Annotated in this window: 13 protein-coding genes and 2 rRNA genes; 5 read left to right on the top strand and 10 right to left on the bottom strand. The window is 51.9% G+C overall.

All coding sequences use genetic code 11. The features are described from left to right. Nucleotides 1-162 precede the first annotated feature (162 nt). Nucleotides 163-1986, bottom strand: a complete 1824-nt coding sequence (typA, locus tag IV493_RS18065; protein WP_013359532.1) for a ribosome-dependent GTPase TypA — start codon at nucleotides 1984-1986, stop codon at nucleotides 163-165. Nucleotides 1987-2424: 438 nt separating this feature from the next. Between typA and glnA the strand changes: the two genes are divergently transcribed. The 3 genes from glnA to glnG all read left to right on the top strand — a co-directional run bounded on the left by glnA (nucleotide 2425) and on the right by glnG (nucleotide 6439). Further along, complete coding sequence (gene glnA, locus IV493_RS18060) at nucleotides 2425-3834, top strand: glutamate--ammonia ligase (RefSeq protein WP_013359533.1); 1410 nt, start codon at nucleotides 2425-2427, stop codon at nucleotides 3832-3834. A gap of 138 nt (nucleotides 3835-3972) precedes the next feature. Then, nucleotides 3973-5022 carry a nitrogen regulation protein NR(II) gene (gene glnL, locus IV493_RS18055; RefSeq protein ID WP_013359534.1) on the top strand — a complete coding sequence of 350 codons (1050 nt, stop codon included), beginning with the start codon at nucleotides 3973-3975 and terminating at the stop codon, nucleotides 5020-5022. Nucleotides 5023-5029: 7 nt separating this feature from the next. Further along, nucleotides 5030-6439: a nitrogen regulation protein NR(I) gene (gene glnG / locus IV493_RS18050; RefSeq protein WP_010258440.1), complete on the top strand. Its 1410-nt coding sequence runs from the start codon at nucleotides 5030-5032 to the stop codon at nucleotides 6437-6439. A gap of 41 nt (nucleotides 6440-6480) precedes the next feature. Here the strand turns inward: glnG and hemN are convergent, their stop codons facing one another. Both hemN and yihI read right to left on the bottom strand, forming a co-directional pair. Then, nucleotides 6481-7854 (bottom strand): oxygen-independent coproporphyrinogen III oxidase, encoded by a 1374-nt coding sequence (gene hemN / locus IV493_RS18045; RefSeq protein ID WP_013359535.1) that lies wholly within the window; start codon nucleotides 7852-7854, stop codon nucleotides 6481-6483. A 233-nt stretch (nucleotides 7855-8087) separates the two neighbouring features. Continuing rightward, nucleotides 8088-8612 (bottom strand): Der GTPase-activating protein YihI, encoded by a 525-nt coding sequence (yihI, locus tag IV493_RS18040; protein WP_033784327.1) that lies wholly within the window; start codon nucleotides 8610-8612, stop codon nucleotides 8088-8090. Between the two features lie 549 nt (nucleotides 8613-9161). Here yihI and yihA point away from each other — a divergent pair. Continuing rightward, on the top strand, nucleotides 9162-9797 hold the full coding sequence (yihA, locus tag IV493_RS18035) for a ribosome biogenesis GTP-binding protein YihA/YsxC (RefSeq protein ID WP_013359537.1): 636 nt from the start codon (nucleotides 9162-9164) through the stop codon (nucleotides 9795-9797). Between the two features lie 417 nt (nucleotides 9798-10214). Here the strand turns inward: yihA and polA are convergent, their stop codons facing one another. From polA to IV493_RS18015, 4 genes are all read right to left on the bottom strand, one after another. After that, nucleotides 10215-13001 (bottom strand): DNA polymerase I, encoded by a 2787-nt coding sequence (polA, locus tag IV493_RS18030; protein WP_195857547.1) that lies wholly within the window; start codon nucleotides 12999-13001, stop codon nucleotides 10215-10217. A gap of 377 nt (nucleotides 13002-13378) precedes the next feature. Continuing rightward, entirely contained in the window at nucleotides 13379-14008 is a 630-nt protein-coding gene (gene dsbA / locus IV493_RS18025) for a thiol:disulfide interchange protein DsbA (RefSeq protein WP_013359539.1), read from the bottom strand. Between the two features lie 26 nt (nucleotides 14009-14034). Continuing rightward, nucleotides 14035-15021 carry a serine/threonine protein kinase gene (locus IV493_RS18020; RefSeq protein WP_195858202.1) on the bottom strand — a complete coding sequence of 329 codons (987 nt, stop codon included), beginning with the start codon at nucleotides 15019-15021 and terminating at the stop codon, nucleotides 14035-14037. 45 nt (nucleotides 15022-15066) lie between these two features. After that, nucleotides 15067-15342 (bottom strand): YihD family protein, encoded by a 276-nt coding sequence (locus IV493_RS18015; RefSeq protein WP_033734564.1) that lies wholly within the window; start codon nucleotides 15340-15342, stop codon nucleotides 15067-15069. Between the two features lie 47 nt (nucleotides 15343-15389). Here IV493_RS18015 and mobA point away from each other — a divergent pair, with 47 nt between their 5' ends. Next, nucleotides 15390-15965 carry a molybdenum cofactor guanylyltransferase MobA gene (gene mobA, locus IV493_RS18010; protein ID WP_195857546.1) on the top strand — a complete coding sequence of 192 codons (576 nt, stop codon included), beginning with the start codon at nucleotides 15390-15392 and terminating at the stop codon, nucleotides 15963-15965. Between the two features lie 241 nt (nucleotides 15966-16206). Here mobA and IV493_RS18005 read toward each other — a convergent pair whose 3' ends face one another. The 3 genes from IV493_RS18005 to IV493_RS17995 form a co-directional block, all read right to left on the bottom strand. Next, a complete protein-coding gene (locus IV493_RS18005) occupies nucleotides 16207-16521 on the bottom strand; it encodes a hypothetical protein (RefSeq protein ID WP_041457144.1) in 315 nt (104 codons plus the stop codon). A 408-nt stretch (nucleotides 16522-16929) separates the two neighbouring features. Further along, nucleotides 16930-17045, bottom strand: a 5S ribosomal RNA gene (gene rrf, locus IV493_RS18000). A 93-nt stretch (nucleotides 17046-17138) separates the two neighbouring features. Next, nucleotides 17139-20048: ribosomal RNA gene (locus IV493_RS17995) — 23S ribosomal RNA — on the bottom strand. Nucleotides 20049-20265: the final 217 nt, after the last annotated feature.

The raw sequence follows: 20265 nt of genomic DNA, 5'->3' as shown, positions 1-20265 counted from the left end.
GCGGCAAAAGTGCAGGCTGAACAGGCACGCGTGGAGAGAAAAGCGTAAACGCCAGAAGGTGGATAGAACGCACCCAGATATTTACTGGCCCGACTGGAGAAGCCGGAATTTCAGGCAAAAAAAAGCCCCGCATGCGGGGCTTTTTATCAGTTAAAGGCGCACTTATGCGTCTTTAGGACCACGTGAAGCACGTTTACGGTCGTTTTCAGTCAGGTGACGTTTACGGATACGCACTGACAGTGGTGTTACTTCTACCAGTTCGTCATCATCGATGAACTCGATAGCCTGTTCCAGTGTCATTTTCTGCGGTGGAACCAGGGTCGTTGCTTCATCAGTACCGGAAGCACGCATGTTGGTCAGCTTCTTACCGGTCAGACAGTTTACGGTCAGGTCGTTAGAACGGCTGTGAATACCGATGATCTGGCCTTCATAGACTTCTGCACCGTGACCCAGGAACAGCTTACCGCGATCCTGCAGACCGAACAGGGCGAACGCGACGGCTTTACCCTGACCATTAGAGATCAGTACGCCGTTCTGACGCTGGCCCACTTCGCCTGGACGAATATCGTCGTAGTGGCTGAAGGTAGAGTAGAGCAGACCGGTACCGGACGTCATGGTCATGAATTCGTTACGGAAGCCAATCAGGCCACGGCTTGGGATCACGTAGTCGAGACGTACGCGGCCTTTGCCATCCGGATCCATGTTTTTCAGATCGCCTTTACGCTCACCCATGGCTTGCATAACGGAACCCTGATGCGTCTCTTCGATATCCAGCGTAACGTTCTCAAATGGCTCTTGTTTACGGCCATCGATTTCACGGAAGATAACTTTCGGACGGGATACCGCCAGCTCGAAACCTTCACGACGCATGTTTTCGATCAGGACTGACAGGTGAAGTTCACCACGACCTGATACGCGGAAGGCGTCAGAATCTTCAGTTTCTTCAACACGCAGTGCTACGTTGTGAACCAGTTCTTTGTTCAGACGCTCAAGGATCTGACGTGAAGTCACGTACTTACCTTCTTTACCGCAGAACGGTGAGGTGTTGACGTTAAAGAACATGGTTACAGTTGGTTCATCGACGCTCAGTGCTGGCAACGCTTCCACATTCTGCGTGTCACAGATAGTGTCGGAGATGTTCAGCTCGCCCAGACCGGTGATAGCAATGATATCGCCCGCTTCTGCCAGATCGCTATCGATACGCTCAAGACCCAGATGAGTCAGGACTTTACCGACTTTAGCGTTACGGGTTTTGCCTTCGCTATCGATGATAGTGACTTGCTGGTTAGGCTTAACTTTACCGCGCTTGATACGGCCGATGCCGATCACGCCCAGGTAGTTGTTGTAGTCCAGCTGAGAGATTTGCATCTGCAGTGGGGCATCAGCCTCAACCTGCGGAGGCGCAACGTGATCAACGATAGCCTGATACAGCGGGGTCATATCGTCAGCCATGTCGGTGTGCTCAAGACCCGCAATACCATTCAGCGCAGAGGCGAAAATGATAGGGAAGTCGAGCTGCTCGTCAGTGGCATCCAGGTTTACGAACAGGTCAAATACCTGATCCACAACCCAATCCGGACGCGCACCAGGGCGGTCTACTTTGTTGATAACCACAATCGGCTTCAGACCATGCGCGAACGCTTTTTTGGTCACAAAGCGGGTTTGCGGCATAGGGCCATCCATCGCATCTACAACCAGCAGCACCGAGTCCACCATGGACATGACGCGCTCAACTTCACCACCGAAGTCGGCGTGTCCTGGGGTATCAACGATGTTGATACGGTAGTCATTCCACTTAATGGCGGTGTTTTTTGCGAGGATGGTAATCCCACGCTCTTTCTCCAAATCATTGGAGTCCATCACGCGCTCGGTTGCTTCGGTACGGGCATCAAAAGTACCGGATTGTTGCAGCAGTTTGTCAACCAGGGTGGTCTTTCCATGGTCAACGTGCGCGATGATGGCGATGTTACGCAAATTTTCGATCACAGCTTTGCCTCAGGCATTAGAAATAGCGCGGTATTGTACACGGATTAAGCGGAAGACTGAACAGGATCACACTTTTCACTGAAAGTTTATTGCATCGGCGCAAATTTGCCCTGTTCCCGGTGCAGAAAATGCACTAAGTTGGTCCTGCGCACCAAAATAGTGCTAAAAAATCACCGCTAAGCACCACAATGGTGCATTAAGACCATTGTGGTGCAGGCGCTTTATGACAAAAAGGTGCATCACAAGGCGATTTAAGCAACATCAAAAAAGTTGGCACAGAATTCGCTTTATCTAAATCAAGCGTAAACGCCAGACAGATGTCGGTTGAAGAGCGTGCCGGGTGAAGTTGGTCAGGGAGGTGTTTTCCCGCAATGGATTCCGGAAACGACGTTTCCTCGCCATGTAGATAATGAAAGACCATTTCCAGGAGAGTTGAGTATGTCCGCTGAACACGTTCTCTCGATGATGAACGAGCATGAAGTTAAGTTTGTTGACCTGCGTTTTACCGATACCAAAGGTAAAGAACAGCACGTTACGATCCCTGCTCACCAGGTTAACGCTGACTTCTTCGAAGAAGGCAAAATGTTCGATGGTTCGTCTATTGGCGGCTGGAAAGGCATTAACGAATCAGACATGGTGCTGATGCCTGACGCCACTACGGCAGTCATGGATCCTTTCTTCGAAGATTCTACGCTGATCATCCGTTGTGACATTCTTGAGCCAGGCACCATGCAGGGCTACGATCGCGATCCACGCTCTATCGCCAAGCGCGCTGAAGATTACCTGCGCTCTTCCGGCATCGCGGACACCGTGCTGTTTGGACCAGAACCCGAATTCTTCCTGTTCGATGACATCCGTTTCGGTTCATCAACGTCCGGCTCACATGTGGCTATCGACGATATCGAAGCGGCATGGAACACCGGTAAAGAGTACGAAGGCGGTAACAAAGGTCACCGTCCGGGTCTGAAAGGCGGCTACTTCCCGGTTCCACCGGTTGACTCATCACAGGACATCCGTTCTGCCATGTGTCTGACCATGGAGCAGATGGGTCTGGTTGTTGAAGCGCATCACCACGAAGTGGCGACCGCAGGTCAGAACGAAGTGGCAACCCGCTTCAACACCATGACCAAAAAAGCGGACGAAATTCAGATCTACAAATATGTCGTCCACAACGTTGCGCACGCTTACGGCAAAACGGCGACCTTTATGCCGAAGCCAATGTTTGGCGACAACGGTTCAGGCATGCACTGCCACATGTCACTCTCTAAAGGTGGCCAGAACCTGTTTGCCGGCGATAAGTACGGCGGCCTGTCTGAAATGGCGCTGTTCTACATCGGCGGTATCATCAAGCACGCGAAAGCGATCAACGCCCTGGCGAACCCGACAACCAACTCTTACAAGCGTCTGGTCCCAGGTTATGAAGCACCGGTTATGCTGGCTTACTCTGCCCGTAACCGTTCTGCCTCAATCCGTATCCCGGTTGTTGCCAGCCCGAAAGCTCGTCGTATCGAAGCGCGCTTCCCGGATCCAGCCGCTAACCCATACCTGGCGTTCACCGCTCTGCTGATGGCTGGCCTGGATGGCATCATCAACAAAATCCATCCTGGCGACGCGATGGATAAGAACCTGTATGACCTGCCACCGGAAGAAGAAGCTGAGATTCCAAAAGTTGCAGGCTCGCTGGAAGAAGCGCTGAATGCACTGAACGAAGACCGCGAGTTCCTGACTCGTGGCGGTGTATTCACAGACGAATCGATCGATGCTTACATCGAACTGCGTAAAGCAGAGATGGATCGCGTTCGCATGACGCCACACCCGGTTGAGTTCGAGCTTTACTACAGCGTTTAACTGGTCAGACGTTTTTGTTGCCGTGGAAACTTTTAGCCCATCTTCGGATGGGCTTTTTTCTCCGCGAATTCACCGTTCATTCGCCCTCTTTTCGGCTTAAAGACTAAAATGCACCTGACTGGTGCAGAGGAACGTTGTATGGCAACTGGCTCTCTGCCCGATGCAGGGCAGATTCTCAACGCGTTAATCAACAGTATTTTGTTAGTGGATAACGATCTGGTTATTCATTACGCCAATCCGGCGGCGCAGCAATTACTGGCGCAAAGCTCACGCAAATTGTTCGGCACACCATTACCGGAATTAACCGGCTACTTTTCGCTGAATATTGAGGTGATGCGCGAGAGTCTTGAGGCTGGCCAGGGATTTACTGACAGTGAGGTCACGCTGGTGGTAGATGGTCGCGCACATATTATGTCGCTGACCGCCCAGCGGTTACCCGATGGCTTAATCCTGATGGAAATGGCGCCGATGGATAATCAGCGTCGCCTCAGTCAGGAGCAGTTACAGCACGCGCAGCAGGTCGCCGCTCGCGATCTGGTTCGCGGTCTGGCACATGAGATTAAAAATCCGTTGGGCGGATTACGCGGCGCGGCACAGCTTCTATCCCGCGCCCTGCCCGATCCGTCACTGAATGAATACACCAAAGTGATTATTGAACAGGCCGACCGGTTGCGAAATCTGGTGGATCGTCTGTTAGGTCCGCAGCAGCCAGGCATGCACATCACGCAGAGCATTCATCAGGTGGCCGAACGGGTGGTCAATCTGGTGTCGATGGAGCTGCCGGAGAATGTTTCGCTGGTACGGGATTACGACCCCAGCCTGCCGGAACTGCCGCATGACCCCGACCAGATTGAACAGGTGCTGCTTAACGTAGTTCGCAACGCACTTCAGGCGCTGGGCGACGACGGTGGCACCATTGTTATCCGCACCCGCACTGCTTTCCAGTTGACGCTGCACGGCACGCGTTATCGCCTGGTGGCACGTATTGATATTGAAGATGATGGCCCCGGCATTCCGGCCCAGCTGCAGGATACGCTGTTTTATCCGATGGTCAGCGGACGTGAAGGCGGAACCGGTTTAGGCCTCTCCATCGCCCGTAGCCTGATTGATCAACATTCAGGAAAAATAGAATTTAACAGTTGGCCGGGACACACCGAATTTTCGGTTTACCTGCCTATTCGCCAGTGAGGTTTCTATGCAACGAGGGATAGTCTGGATCGTCGATGACGATAGCTCCATCCGCTGGGTGCTTGAACGCGCGCTCACTGGAGCCGGTTTGAGCTGTGCGACCTTTGACAGCGCAAGCGAGGTGCTGGATGCCCTCTCAACCAAGACCCCGGACGTTTTACTGTCAGATATTCGCATGCCCGGTATGGATGGCCTGGCGCTGCTGAAACAGATTAAGCAGCGTCATCCGATGCTTCCGGTCATCATAATGACGGCGCATTCGGATCTGGACGCCGCTGTCAGCGCCTATCAGCAGGGTGCCTTTGATTACCTGCCTAAACCGTTTGATATTGACGAAGCGGTGGCGCTGGTCGAGCGAGCCATCAGTCACTATCAGGAACAGCAGCAGCCGCGAAATCAGCCGGTCAGCGGACCCACCACCGATATCATTGGTGAAGCGCCAGCGATGCAGGATGTGTTTCGTATCATCGGCCGGTTATCGCGCTCGTCGATCAGTGTGCTGATCAACGGTGAGTCAGGAACCGGTAAAGAGCTGGTAGCTCATGCGCTGCATCGCCATAGTCCGCGTACCAAAGCGCCTTTCATCGCGCTTAACATGGCGGCGATTCCCAAAGATTTGATTGAATCCGAACTGTTCGGTCACGAGAAAGGTGCCTTTACCGGCGCCAACCAGATCCGTCAGGGCCGTTTTGAGCAGGCGGATGGCGGCACGCTGTTTCTGGATGAGATCGGTGATATGCCGCTGGATGTGCAGACCCGTCTGCTGCGCGTGCTGGCCGATGGCCAGTTCTATCGCGTTGGTGGTTATGCGCCAGTGAAAGTGGATGTACGTATTATCGCCGCAACCCACCAGAATCTGGAATTACGCGTGCAGGAAGGCAAGTTCCGTGAGGACCTTTTCCACCGCCTGAATGTGATTCGCGTGCATCTGCCACCGCTGCGTGAGCGTCGTGAGGACATCCCGCGTCTGGCACGTTACTTCCTGCAGGTGGCGGCCCGTGAGCTGGGGGTGGAAGCGAAGATTCTGCATCCGGAAACCGAGACAGCCTTAACCCGTCTTCACTGGTCCGGTAACGTTCGTCAGCTGGAGAACACCTGTCGCTGGCTGACCGTGATGGCGGCGGGCCAGGAAGTACTGATTCAGGATCTGCCCGGAGAACTGTTTGAATCCAGTACCCCGGAAAATCCGGTGCAGTCGCTGCCTGACAGCTGGGCAACCCTGCTGGCACAGTGGGCCGACCGCGCCCTGCGTTCCGGTCATCAGAATCTGCTGTCAGAAGCCCAGCCAGAGATGGAGCGTACGCTGCTCACCACTGCGCTGCGTCATACGCAAGGCCACAAGCAGGAAGCAGCACGTCTGCTGGGCTGGGGCCGAAACACGCTGACGCGCAAGCTGAAAGAGCTGGGCATGGAGTAAGCGGTTCAGTACGGGCTGGTGTGGTCTGCCAGCCCGTTTCTTCAGATAACGCGCGAGAACTGCTGCTGACGCGCTTTCTGACGCAGATAACGATCAAAACACATGCAGATATTACGAATCAGTAACCGGCCAATCCCCGTCACCTCCAGCCCGCCAGCCGTTTGTACCAACAGCCCATCGGCGATTAACGGTTTCAGCAGCGCCAGGTCCTCAGCAAAATAGTCGCTGAAGCAAATTCCCCATTGCGCTTCTGTCGCGGCAAAATCCAGCGAGAAGTTACAGATCAGCGTTTTAATCACGTCACGACGCAGGCAATCATCGTCGGTTAAGGCGATGCCGCGCCACAGGCCATTCCCCTGCTGTTCAACACTCTTGTACCAGGTGTTGAGGTCTTTCTGGTTCTGCGCATAACTGTCGCCAATCATGCTGATGGCTGAAACGCCAAGCCCCAGCAAATCGCTGTCGCCCTGCGTCGTGTATCCCTGGAAATTACGATGCAGCTGCCCTTTCCGCTGCGCGATGGCCAGCTCATCCTGCGGCTTCGCAAAGTGATCCATCCCGATAAACTGGTAGCCCTGCTGAGTCAGCGTCGTGATGGTCTGCTGTAAGATATCCAGCTTTTGCTGAGCGGAGGGCAGTTCGTCCTCTTTGATTTTACGCTGTGCCGCGAACATCGCTGGCAGATGCGCATAGTTAAACACGCTAAGGCGATCGGGATTGAGTGCCAGTACCCGCTCCAGCGTCCAGGCAAAGCTGGCTGGCGTCTGCAGGGGCAAGCCATAGATCAGGTCGATGCTGACAGAGCTGAAGCCCTGTTCACGGGCGCGCGCCATCAGGCCGAAAATCACCTCTTCGTCCTGCACCCGGTTAACCCGTTCCTGCACCGCTTTATTGAAATCCTGCACGCCCATGCTCAGACGATTGAATCCCAGCGATCGCAGGTGATCAATCATATCCAGCTCAATTTCACGGGGATCAATCTCGATTGACATTTCAACATCGCTGGCCACGCTGAAGTGTTGCTTCAGTAAACCCACCAGCCGTGAAATCTGCGCATTGTCGAGAAAAGTTGGCGTGCCGCCGCCCCAGTGAAGCTGCGTGACCTGACGCTGACGAAACAGCGGCGCACGCTGAATAATCTCCTGCTCAAGCACATCCAGATAACGGTCCGCTTTGTGGCGCTGACGGGTCACAATCTTATTGCAGCCGCAGAAGTAGCAGAGACGATGGCAGAAGGGAATATGGACGTAGAGTGACAGCGGACGGTCAGGGTAGCGCGCCACGGCTCGCTGAAAATCGCCTTCCGCATAGTGCTCGCTGAACTCCAGCGCGGTGGGATAAGAGGTGTAACGCGGGCCGGCATAATTGTACTTTTCAATTAACGCCTGATCCCACTCAATCTGCTGCGATGGCATGCTCACTCCTTCCGATGACGTCGTCTGAGAGAAGGTCGCGAAGAAGAGGAGATGAAAGGTGAGCGGGTTGAGACCCGACGTAAACGTTGCTTCAGCCGCGACAGGCGTCGTAGTTTAAACAATAACCACAGCAGATAAAATGTCGCCAGCAGCGCGAAAATTGATCCAGGCCAAAACATTGTTGTTTACCTGATAAGTACGGCATGCGGAAACCGCATGCCGATCAAATCTGCTTAGTTGCCCTTCAGCAGACGGTACATATCTTCTTCAGCCTGCTCATCTTCAGCATCATCCATCACAATGCCTAACTGCTCCATCAGTTCGTCGATACGATCCAGCGAGGCATCCAGCCAGCCCTGATCTTCAGCCGACAGCGTTTCGCCATTTTCCAGACGATCCAGCAGCGCATCCAGACGCTCGTCATTTTCCAGCTTCGCCAGCTCTTCTTCGGGCGTCAGACGCACTTTCTTCTCAGCTGCCGGTTTTGCCACGCTTTTCTTTGGCTTAACGGCTGCGGTTTTCCCCTCAGCAATCAGGGCCACCGGTTTTTTACTGCCGATACGCGGATCTTTTACGCTGCTCTCCTGACGTCCGCCGTTGCTTTCGGACGCAGCCGGATTAGCACGGCTGCCAGATGCGTGTCCGCGATGCTTTTTATCACGTTTGCGATCGCGTGCTTCATGGTTGATATCGTCACGCGATTTGCGTTTGGCTTTGACGGCAGGTTTGCCGTTAGCAGCTCGTGCAGGTTGCTTCATAGTATTCGGTCCCGGCTTTTTTATTCAGTATAGAATTGCGGCGAAATCTAGCAGAAACCAGACAAAGAAAAAAGGCGACAGCTCAAGCTGTCGCCTTATTTCATACCTTCATAAGAAGGAATCATGTTTTAAGTCCTTTTCGGCTCGTAACATCCCGGTCAATCCCGCGCCTGCTCAACTCCTGAGCTTTTCCTTATCCCTTTCTGGCCGTATCCCTGACCGTTTCCATTCCACCGCTCGTTGCCTTCCTGACATCCCTGAGCGCATCATCCTGATGTGTGCTGCCGTTCACTGCACAATAATGTAGACCAACTGGTAAAAGCCTCAAGTCGGTGTCAAAAATAGTTAGTTCAAAAAAAGAACGATTATTGTCAACGTTATGAATTTTAATGTTTTTTATTTTTAGTAATTAAAGTAAAAAGCGAAATAACCTGCAGCCTGAATGGCAAATCTCTTACACACTTTGTTATCGAGATGTGATTGAGCACTTTCGCGCCATAACGCGTATAATCGCCGCCATTGCCTTAATGCGTTTTCTGGAGTGTTACCTTGTCTGAATTGAATTATCACGTTACCCACTTTGTCATGAGCGCGCCGGATATCCGTCATCTGCCTGCCGATACCGGAATTGAAGTGGCTTTTGCTGGCCGTTCGAACGCGGGAAAATCGAGTGCGCTGAATACGTTAACCAATCAGAAAGGTCTGGCACGTACCAGTAAAACGCCGGGACGTACGCAGCTGATTAACCTGTTCGAAGTGAAAGAAGGTAAGCGTCTGGTCGACCTGCCAGGTTACGGTTATGCCGAAGTGCCGGAAGAGATGAAGCTGAAGTGGCAGCGTGCATTAGGAGAATACCTGCAAAAACGTCAGGCCCTGAAAGGACTGGTCGTGCTGATGGATATCCGTCATCCGCTGAAAGACCTTGATCGACAGATGATTCAGTGGTCAGTGGAAAGCGGTATTCCGGTGCTGTTGCTTCTGACCAAAGCAGACAAACTGGCCTCAGGTGCCCGTAAAGCGCAGCTCAATGTCGTGCGTGAAGCCGCACTCGAATTCGTGGGTGATGTGCAGGTAGAGCTCTTCTCCTCGCTGAAGAAAATCGGCGTGGATAAGGTTCGTCAGAAGCTGGACAGCTGGTTTAATACGCTTGAACCGGCGGTTGAGGATCAGGACGGGGAAGAGTAACTGGCAACACGGTGCCGATGAAGCTGGCGGTACAAAAAGCCCAATAAAAAACGCCCCAGTCACAGAATGACTGGGGCGGCTAAATTCAGCCAAATCCGATTACGTGAAGTAAAAGGTCTGAAAGATAGAACATCTTACCTCTGTACCCTACGCGACGAACTTTACCTGATTTTGTGTGCGTGACAAAGGCTTTTTTGTTGCTTACTTACATCAAACAGGGCTTTTTTTACCATACACATCACAAAAATAGCGTTGCGATGTAGTTAAATAACGAAAAAAGTGTTTAGCCGATAAGCAGTTAGAAAAGCGCGTAATCTCAGTACCAGCGCTGGCCGGGTTAAACCAGGTAATTAAACGATTTACTTATACCTGACTAAGGGTCGATTCCGCTCTGTGGAACCGACCTGAAGCCGTGAATCAGTGGGCTTCATCCCAGTTGTCACCCACACCGACTTCAACCAGTAAAGGCACGTCGAGCTGCACGCTACCTTCCATCAGCGCGCGGATTTTCTGACTGGCTGCTTCAACGGCCTCCGCTTTCACTTCGAACACCAGTTCATCGTGAACCTGCATGATCATTCTGACACTATTGTCGTTTTGCTGTTCCAGCCACGCATCAACAGCAATCATCGCCCGCTTGATAATATCTGCTGCCGTTCCCTGCATCGGCGCATTGATCGCGGCACGTTCAGCGGCTTTCCGGCGAATGGCATTGCTGGATTTAATATCCGGCAACCACAGTCGACGGCCTTCAATCGTTTCGACATAGCCTTTACTTGCCGCCAGCTGGCGGGTGTTCTCCATATAGCGCAGTACGCCCGGATAACGTTCAAAGTAGAGGTCCATATACTTTTTCGCTTCGCCTGCGCCAATGTTCAGCTGGCGCGAAAGACCAAATGCACTCATGCCATAGATCAGACCAAAGTTGATCGCTTTCGCACTACGGCGCTGTTCGGCGCTGACCTTGTCCAGTGGTACACCAAATACTTCGGATGCCGTGGCACGGTGAATATCTTCGCCCTGGGCAAAAGCGTCCAGTAATCCTTTATCCTGAGAGAGATGCGCCATGATACGCAGTTCGATTTGTGAATAGTCTGCCGCCACAATGCGATAACCTTTGGCCGCGACAAAGGCCTGACGGATTCGGCGTCCTTCGTCATTACGCACCGGGATGTTTTGCAGATTCGGATCGGCAGAGGATAAGCGACCGGTTGCGGTAACGGCCTGATGATAAGAGGTATGCACCCGCCCGCTCAGCGGGTTGATCATCAGGGGTAATTTATCCGTATAGGTCGACTTAAGTTTAGATAAGCCGCGATGTTCCAGAATCACTTTGGGCAGCGGATAGTCGAGTGCCAGCTCAGCTAACACCTCTTCGCTGGTTGACGGCGCACCGCCCGGTGTTTTCTTGGTGGGTTTGATACCCTGTTTTTCAAACAGGATCACCTGCAGCTGCTTGGTGGATGAGAGGTTGAAGGGTTCTCCCGCCAGCTCATGTGCTTTTAATTCAAGCTCAGCCAGTCGGGCAGTCAGCTCTTTCGAATGTTGCGCCAGAATAGCCTGATCGATTAACACGCCATTGCGCTCAATCCTGGAAATTACCGTCAGTAATGGCATCTCAATCTGCTCGAAGACTTTTCTCGGGCCCGCTTCTTTCTCCAGCTCTGGCCACATCTTCAGATGCAACTGCAGGGTCACATCGGCATCTTCGGCAGCATAATGGGATGCCTGCTCCAATGCGATTTGATTGAACGTCAGCTGATTTTTGCCTTTACCAGCGATCTCCTGGAAGGTGACCGTTTTGTGGTTAAGCCAGCGAGCAGCCAGGCTATCCATGTCATGTTTACCCACCACGCTGTTGAGAATATAGGACTCAAGCATGGTGTCGAATTTGATACCGGCCAGTTCAATATCGTAGTTTTTCAGTACGCCACGATCGTATTTCAGGTTCTGGCCCACTTTCCAGGCGCTGTCATCTTCCAGCAGGGGCTTGAGCTGTGCCAGAACGGCCGCGCGATCCAGTTGTTCAGGCGCATCGAGATAGTCATGGGCAACCGGCAGGTAGGCGGCTTCGCCGGGCGAAATCGCGAAGCTGATGCCCACGATGTTAGCGCTCAGGGTATCCAGCGCGTCGGTTTCCAGATCAAAGGCGAAGACCTCGCTGTTTTTCAGTTTCTCCAGCCAGCTGTCAAAAAGATCCTGATCCAGAATGGTGACATAATTCTCGGTCGGTAATACGCTGCTGGTTTCAGGCACAGCAACCGGCTCATCGGAGAGCGCTTTCTGTGCCTGAGTATTACTTTTCTTGCCCTGCAGCCATTTCCCATCCTGCAGGTCACTCAGCCAGCGTTTGAACTCATAACGGCTGAACAGGGTCTGCAGCGCCTCGACATTGGGTTCAGTGACCGTGAGCTCTTCACAGGGCAGCGCCAGCTCGACGTCCGTCTTGATGGTCGCCAGCTGGTAAGAGAGAAACGCCACATCCCTATTCTGCTCAAGTTTGGTCGCCATGGTTTTCGCGCCACGAAACCCGAGATCCGCTACTTTATCCAGATTGTCATAGATGGTCTGCATGCTGCCCAGACCCTGCAGCAGAGCCTGTGCCGTTTTCTCACCCACGCCGGGAACGCCAGGGATGTTATCTGAGCTGTCGCCCATCATGGCCAGAAAATCGATGATTAAGGCTGGTGGCACACCATATTTCTGCTCGACCTCTTCCGGCCCCAGGATGGTGTTGCTCATGGTGTTAATCAGCGTGATGGCTGGCGTGACCAGCTGCGCCATATCCTTGTCGCCGGTGCTGATTAGCACTGAAAGGCCTTTTTTCTCCGCTTCCAGCGCCAGCGTACCGATAACATCATCGGCTTCAACGCCGCTCACAGCCAGTAGCGGCAGACCCATCGCCCGCACCATCTCATGCAGCGGCTCGATTTGCGCCCGCAGTTCGTCAGGCATCGGCGGACGATGAGATTTATAATGCTCGAACAGCTCATCCCTGAAGGTTTTGCCTTTGGCATCGAACACTACAGCAACGTGACTCGGATTATATTGCGCCAGCAGGCTTTTCAGCATGTTGAGCACGCCGTACATGGCGCCAGTGGGTTCACCTGCACTATTGGTCAGCGGCGGAAACGCGTGATACGCGCGATAAAGATAGGATGAGCCATCGACCAGAATGAGGGGATTTTCTGCTATTTGCGCCATAAGTCTGTGTTGTCTTCGTTGCTATGGGTTGGTCTATAAGGATGCCACAAGCTGGCGGAAATGGTGAACTAAGGCACAGGATATATCGCGTTTTTAACGGTTCTGGAGGAAAGATCGCAACGATCATTCTGTGGATAACTTTGTGCGTAAAAATTATAACGCGCTGCTATTCAGGATCTTAAATGATTTGGCTATTAATAAAATACATAATTTTCATTAGCTTATTTAATTTCCGTGACCCGATCGCCATTTTTAATTACGTGATCCCTTGTGTGGATATTAAATTTATGCCCTGGAGATGGACAAAATTTACGTCTCTGTTTAATGGCATAAAAAAACGCCAGCAGAGCTGGCGTCAGATGGGGTGGTAAGGCAGATTACTTCTGGCTTACGAGGAATTTAACCACGTTCGCGTAATCAGCAACGAAATTGTCCATAGAGCTGGTATCGAGGCCGCCGTTGTTCACCATATATTTGCCATTCACGAACATCGCTGGCACACCGCGCAGATCAACATCCGCAGCCGCTTTCTGCTGTTGTGCAACCAGCGCTTTTACGGCAAAGCTGTTCCAGGCAGCATCGTAGTCAGCAGCGGAGATACCGGCCGCTTTAACAAAAGCCTCTTTCAGACTGGCAGGATCGGTAATGGTCTGCGTTTTCTGAATGCCATCAAAGATCGGTGCTGTCACCTTATCTTCAACGCCCAGCGCCATGGCGACAGCCCATGCCTGAGTCACAACCGGTCCCAGATCACCACCAAGGAAATCGACGTGGTATTTCACCAGCTTTGTATCAGCAGGCAGATTCTTTTTCACCGCGTCATTAACGTGATAAATACGTTCAAACTGATAGCAGTGCGGGCAGAAGAAGGAGAAGAACTCCATCACCTGAGGTTCACTGGCCACAGGTTTTGGCAGACTCACATATTGTTTACCTTCAGTGAACTGGGCAGCAGACGCGCTGAATGCCAGCACTAAACCCATCAGTGCAAACCAAATTTTTTTCATCGTGAAAACTTCTCCTGACTACGTCGTTAATATTGCGGTGTCAGCTGCAGAGGAGGTTCCTGCAACAGCTTCTCCTGCTCGGTAAAGAGTGAAATTTGCCTGCGCCAGAAATCTTCATCTGTCATCCAGGGGAAAGCGCGCGGAAAAGCGGGATCCTGCCAGCGTCGGACAACCCAGGCCAGATAATAAACCATGCGCATAGCGCGTAAAGGTTCAATCAGTGACAATTCATTAATATCAAAGTCACTGAATTCACTGTAAGCCTCCAGCAAAATATCCCACTGTATACGCTGTTCCTGTCGATCGCCGCTGATGAGCATCCACAAATCCTGTACCGCCGGACCATTACGGGCATCATCCAGATCGACAAATAGCGGTCCATCGCGCCACAGGATATTCCCCGGATGACAGTCGCCATGTAATCGTAGCGGCTGCCACGTGGTACGCCACTGTTGCTGCAGCGTGTTACCTAGCTTATCGATAGCCTGTAGCAGCGCGGTCTTAAGCGAAGCAGGCACTAATTGTGAGTGCTCCAGCGCCTGTCGGGGTTCATGCAGATACTCATCAAGACCGATGGCAGGACGATGGTTGAACAGCGCTTTGCGCCCGGTCTGATGAATGCGGCCCAGGAATCGGCCTACCCATTCCATCTGATCTTCATTGTCTGTCTCATATTGCCGTCCGCCCAGACTGGGAAATACGGCAAAGAAGAAGCCAGCGTGGCTGTGCAGTGTCTCGCCCTTTAACCGCAATGGTGCCGCGATGGGCACCTCATCAGCCAGCAGATCGAGCGCATACTGATGCTCTTCAGCGATCTGTTCAGCACGCCAGCGCTGTGGGCGATAAAACTTCGCGACATAGCGGCGTTTTTCATCATCGCTGAATTGGTAAACCCGGTTCTCATAGCTGTTCAGGGCTGTCAGACCTGATTCGACGCGAATTCCTGTATCCCAGAGCGCATCAAGCAATACGTCGGGATTCAATGTCTGGAAGTTGAAAGCAGCGTCGCTCATCATATTACCTGTAGTTGCCCTTGCAAATAGCAGCCAAGGATAACACTACTCGTCCTGTTTAATGACACCCCGTGCGCGGAGCAGTGCGGTTTTGAAATCAACTTCATAGTCTTTTTTCAGGCCTGGGATCGCATCATCGCTGGCTGAGTCACGCATTTTGAGATGGTAAATTAATACATCGTCGGTTAATTCACTTAACGGGCCACGGAAACCAGATTCCTGCGCCAGTTTCTGTAAAAATGTGACCAGATTCAGGTCAGGCTCTTTTTGCCAGGCGGGTTGCAGCAGTTCGATCAACTCGTTTAAACGATGGCATTTCATTGAGGTTTCTCCGTTATTCACAGTGCGTCATCAGCGAGGGCAAAGCCATGACAATATTGACCGGCATCATTCTGGCTGGTGGTCAGGGCCGCCGTATGGGTGGTCAGGATAAAGGATTAGTGCAACTGGATGGCAGGCCGCTTTATCAGCATGTCCTTGAACGGCTCAGGCCACAAGTCGACATTGTCATGATTAATGCCAATCGTAATATTGATCGCTATCAGTTAAGCGGGTGTCGGGTTGTGCAGGATGTTTTTGATGGCTATCCGGGTCCGCTGGCCGGTATCTACAGTGCATTAGTAGCCATCGACGGTGAATGGGCTGCGTTTTGCTCCTGTGATACGCCTGCAGTTCCTCTTAACTTCGTTGAAAAGCTGGCTGAACAACGTGGAGACGCCCCTGCAGTCTGGGTCCGCTCACAATCACGCGACCACCCCACGCTGGCGCTGATTCATCGGAAGATGGCAGTGCCTCTTCATGACTATCTTCACGCCGGTGAACGACGTCTGATGCATTTCCTGCGCGACCACGGCGGCCATGCTGTTCAGCTGGATAATGATGAAGCTGCCTTCCACAATATCAATACGCCTGATGATCTAAATCATACTAGCTCAACCAACTGAGGAGGGGATTAATATAGATAAAATTTAAAAAACGAAGCTCAGTTAACAATGTTTTTTTATTAAAAATAAGGCAGGCAATTTATCACGCTCGAAAAAATAATCCGTTACTCATTTAAAATAATAGAATTGTATCTGAGTTGAATTTTCCTGAAAGTGACCAATAAAATTGTTAACGGGAAGTCAGCGGACTACATTAAATGGGCAATAATAGTCATTACTGCCCAAGCGCTTTAGAGAGCTATCAGCCAGCAGTGAGGATATTAGTCCAAACTGCATCAGCACGGGCCACTGAGTCAGTAGTCCCTTCAGCAGCACCGACTACCAGTCCAAAAACAGCACCCCAAATACCGCCAAACAGGCCACCAAGGACACCCTGTGCTGGAGCCAGAATTCCACTGGTTACGCCGTCAGTATTAGCAGAAATATTATAGCAGGACCATGCAACGCCCATTGCGCCAGCGATCATTCCAACCACTGCGCCACCGATGCTGTCTAAGAATCCAGTAGAGGCAGCACCTGATACTAATTCTGTTTCAGCGATAGTAAGTTCTTTCATTTTAATCTTCCTTAAATTAGTTAATACGCAATTGAAATCCATCTAAGACATTTAACTTAATTAAACATCATCATTAGTTTCAATCAGTTACTAATAAATGTAAATAGAATAAAATCCATTTATTCCAGCAATATATTTTCCGTCTGTTATAAAATCCACAATCACATTAAGTTAATAAGTTAGTTAAATATTAAATTGTAGAATATTAAAAGTAATTAACTCGATATTTATTCTATTTTTCACCTGTTGAGTGTCGTAATAGTCAATATAAAGGAGATCACTGGCCGTAGTTTACCGTATCAGAGAGGGGTTCTCAGGCTGTTTTCGGAGATTATGGTGCGGTTTTTCACGATCTGCAGACGTAAAAAAGCCCCGCACTCGCGTGCGGGGCTTCTTCACTTATTTAATGCCTGGCAGTTCCCTACTCTCGCATGGGGAGACCCCACACTACCATCGGCGCTACGGCGTTTCACTTCTGAGTTCGGCATGGGGTCAGGTGGGACCACCGCGCTAAAGCCGCCAGGCAAATTCTGTCTCCGCGCCGCCACAGGGGGCCGCGCAGAATATCCGGTAACAAGGCTGAAAATCGTGTCTCTCAAAAACGCCTCTGGCGTTGTAAGGTTAAGCCTCACGGGTCATTAGTACCGGTTAGCTCAACGCATCGCTGCGCTTACACACCCGGCCTATCAACGTCGTAGTCTTCAACGTCCCTTCAGGACTCTCAAGGAGTCAGGGAGAACTCATCTTGGGGCAAGTTTCGTGCTTAGATGCTTTCAGCACTTATCTTTTCCGCACTTAGCTACCGGGCAATGCCATTGGCATGACAACCCGAACACCAGTGGTGCGTTCACTCCGGTCCTCTCGTACTAGGAGCAACCCCCCTCAATTCTCCAGCGCCCACGGCAGATAGGGACCGAACTGTCTCACGACGTTCTAAACCCAGCTCGCGTACCACTTTAAACGGCGAACAGCCGTACCCTTGGGACCTACTTCAGCCCCAGGATGTGATGAGCCGACATCGAGGTGCCAAACACCGCCGTCGATATGAACTCTTGGGCGGTATCAGCCTGTTATCCCCGGAGTACCTTTTATCCGTTGAGCGATGGCCCTTCCATTCAGAACCACCGGATCACTATGACCTGCTTTCGCACCTGCTCGAGCCGTCACTCTCGCAGTCAAGCCAGCTTATGCCATTGCACTAACCTCACGATGTCCGACCGTGATTAGCTGACCTTCGTGCTCCTCCGTTACTCTTTAGGAGGAGACCGCCCCAGTCAAACTACCCACCAGACACTGTCCGCAGCCCGGATCACGGGCCTACGTTAGAACATCAAACATTAAAGGGTGGTATTTCAAGGTTGGCTCCACGCAGACTGGCGTCCGCGCTTCAAAGCCTCCCACCTATCCTACACATCAAGGCTCAATGTTCAGTGTCAAGCTGTAGTAAAGGTTCACGGGGTCTTTCCGTCTTGCCGCGGGTACACTGCATCTTCACAGCGAGTTCAATTTCACTGAGTCTCGGGTGGAGACAGCCTGGCCATCATTACGCCATTCGTGCAGGTCGGAACTTACCCGACAAGGAATTTCGCTACCTTAGGACCGTTATAGTTACGGCCGCCGTTTACCGGGGCTTCGATCAAGAGCTTCTCCTTGCGGATAACCCCATCAATTAACCTTCCGGCACCGGGCAGGCGTCACACCGTATACGTCCACTTTCGTGTTTGCACAGTGCTGTGTTTTTAATAAACAGTTGCAGCCAGCTGGTATCTTCGACTGGCTTCGGCTCGGGGAGTAAATCCCTCCACCTACGCGCCAGCGTGCCTTCTCCCGAAGTTACGGCACCATTTTGCCTAGTTCCTTCACCCGAGTTCTCTCAAGCGCCTTGGTATTCTCTACCTGACCACCTGTGTCGGTTTGGGGTACGATTCTGTGTTACCTGATGCTTAGAGGCTTTTCCTGGAAGCAGGGCATTTATCACTTCAGCACCGTAGTGCCTCGTCGTCACGCCTCAGCGTTGATAAGGGACCGGATTTACCTGGACCCTCCGCCTACACGCTTAAACCGGGACAACCGTCGCCCGGCTGATATAGCCTTCTCCGTCCCCCCTTCGCAGTAACACCGAGTACAGGAATATTAACCTGTTTCCCATCGACTACGCCTTTCGGCCTCGCCTTAGGGGTCGACTCACCCTGCTCCGATTAACGTTGAACAGGAACCCTTGGTCTTCCGGCGAGCGGGCTTTTCACCCGCTTTATCGTTACTTATGTCAGCATTCGCACTTCTGATACCTCCAGCATGCCTCACAGCACACCTTCAACGGCTTACAGAACGCTCCCCTACCCAACAACGCCTAAGCGTCGCTGCCGCAGCTTCGGTGCATGGTTTAGCCCCGTTACATCTTCCGCGCAGGCCGACTCGACCAGTGAGCTATTACGCTTTCTTTAAATGATGGCTGCTTCTAAGCCAACATCCTGGCTGTCTGTGCCTTCCCACATCGTTTCCCACTTAACCATGACTTTGGGACCTTAGCTGGCGGTCTGGGTTGTTTCCCTCTTCACGACGGACGTTAGCACCCGCCGTGTGTCTCCCGTGATAACATTCCTCGGTATTCGCAGTTTGCATCGGGTTGGTAAGCCGGGATGGCCCCCTAGCCGAAACAGTGCTCTACCCCCGAAGATGAGTTCACGAGGCGCTACCTAAATAGCTTTCGGGGAGAACCAGCTATCTCCCGGTTTGATTGGCCTTTCACCCCCAGCCACAGGTCATCCGCTAATTTTTCAACATTAGTCGGTTCGGTCCTCCAGTTAGTGTTACCCAACCTTCAACCTGCCCATGGCTAGATCACCGGGTTTCGGGTCTATACCCTGCAACTTAACGCCCAGTTAAGACTCGGTTTCCCTGCGGCTCCCCTATACGGTTAACCTTGCTACAGAATATAAGTCGCTGACCCATTATACAAAAGGTACGCAGTCACCCTGATAAATCAAGGCTCCCACTGCTTGTACGTACACGGTTTCAGGTTCTGTTTCACTCCCCTCGCCGGGGTTCTTTTCGCCTTTCCCTCACGGTACTGGTTCACTATCGGTCAGTCAGGAGTATTTAGCCTTGGAGGATGGTCCCCCCATATTCAGACAGGATACCACGTGTCCCGCCTTACTCATCGAGCTCACAGCATATGCGCTTTTGTGTACGGGAGTATCACCCTGTACCCTGCGACTTTCCAGACGCTTCCACTAACACACATGCTGATTCAGGCTCTGGGCTGCTCCCCGTTCGCTCGCCGCTACTGGGGGAATCTCGGTTGATTTCTTTTCCTCGGGGTACTTAGATGTTTCAGTTCCCCCGGTTCGCCTTGCAGCACTATGTATTCATGCTGCAATGATGCACAGAGTGCACCGGGTTTCCCCATTCGGACATCGACGGCTGTAGCGGTTCATATCACCTTACCGTCGCTTTACGCAGATTAGCACGTCCTTCATCGCCTCTGACTGCCTGGGCATCCACCGTGTACGCTTAGTCGCTTAACCTCACAACCCACAGGCGTTTTTCAACGCTGCGAGCTGCAAGCATTTGAGAGACTCGAACGTATCGTATTTTTCATTCTTATTACGGAGAATGAAAACGACACGTCGTTTCAATTTTCAGCTTGTTCCGGATTGTTAAAGAGCAAATATCTCAAACGCGACCCGGCTGCTTACGCAACCCGAACGGTTTTGAGATACTGTATGGAGACACCTTTCACCT

Source organism: Pantoea sp. SM3640 (assembly GCF_015654165.1).
GTDB classification, from domain to species: Bacteria; Pseudomonadota; Gammaproteobacteria; order Enterobacterales; family Enterobacteriaceae; genus Pantoea; species Pantoea vagans.
This window is presented reverse-complemented; position numbering and strand designations above follow the sequence as displayed.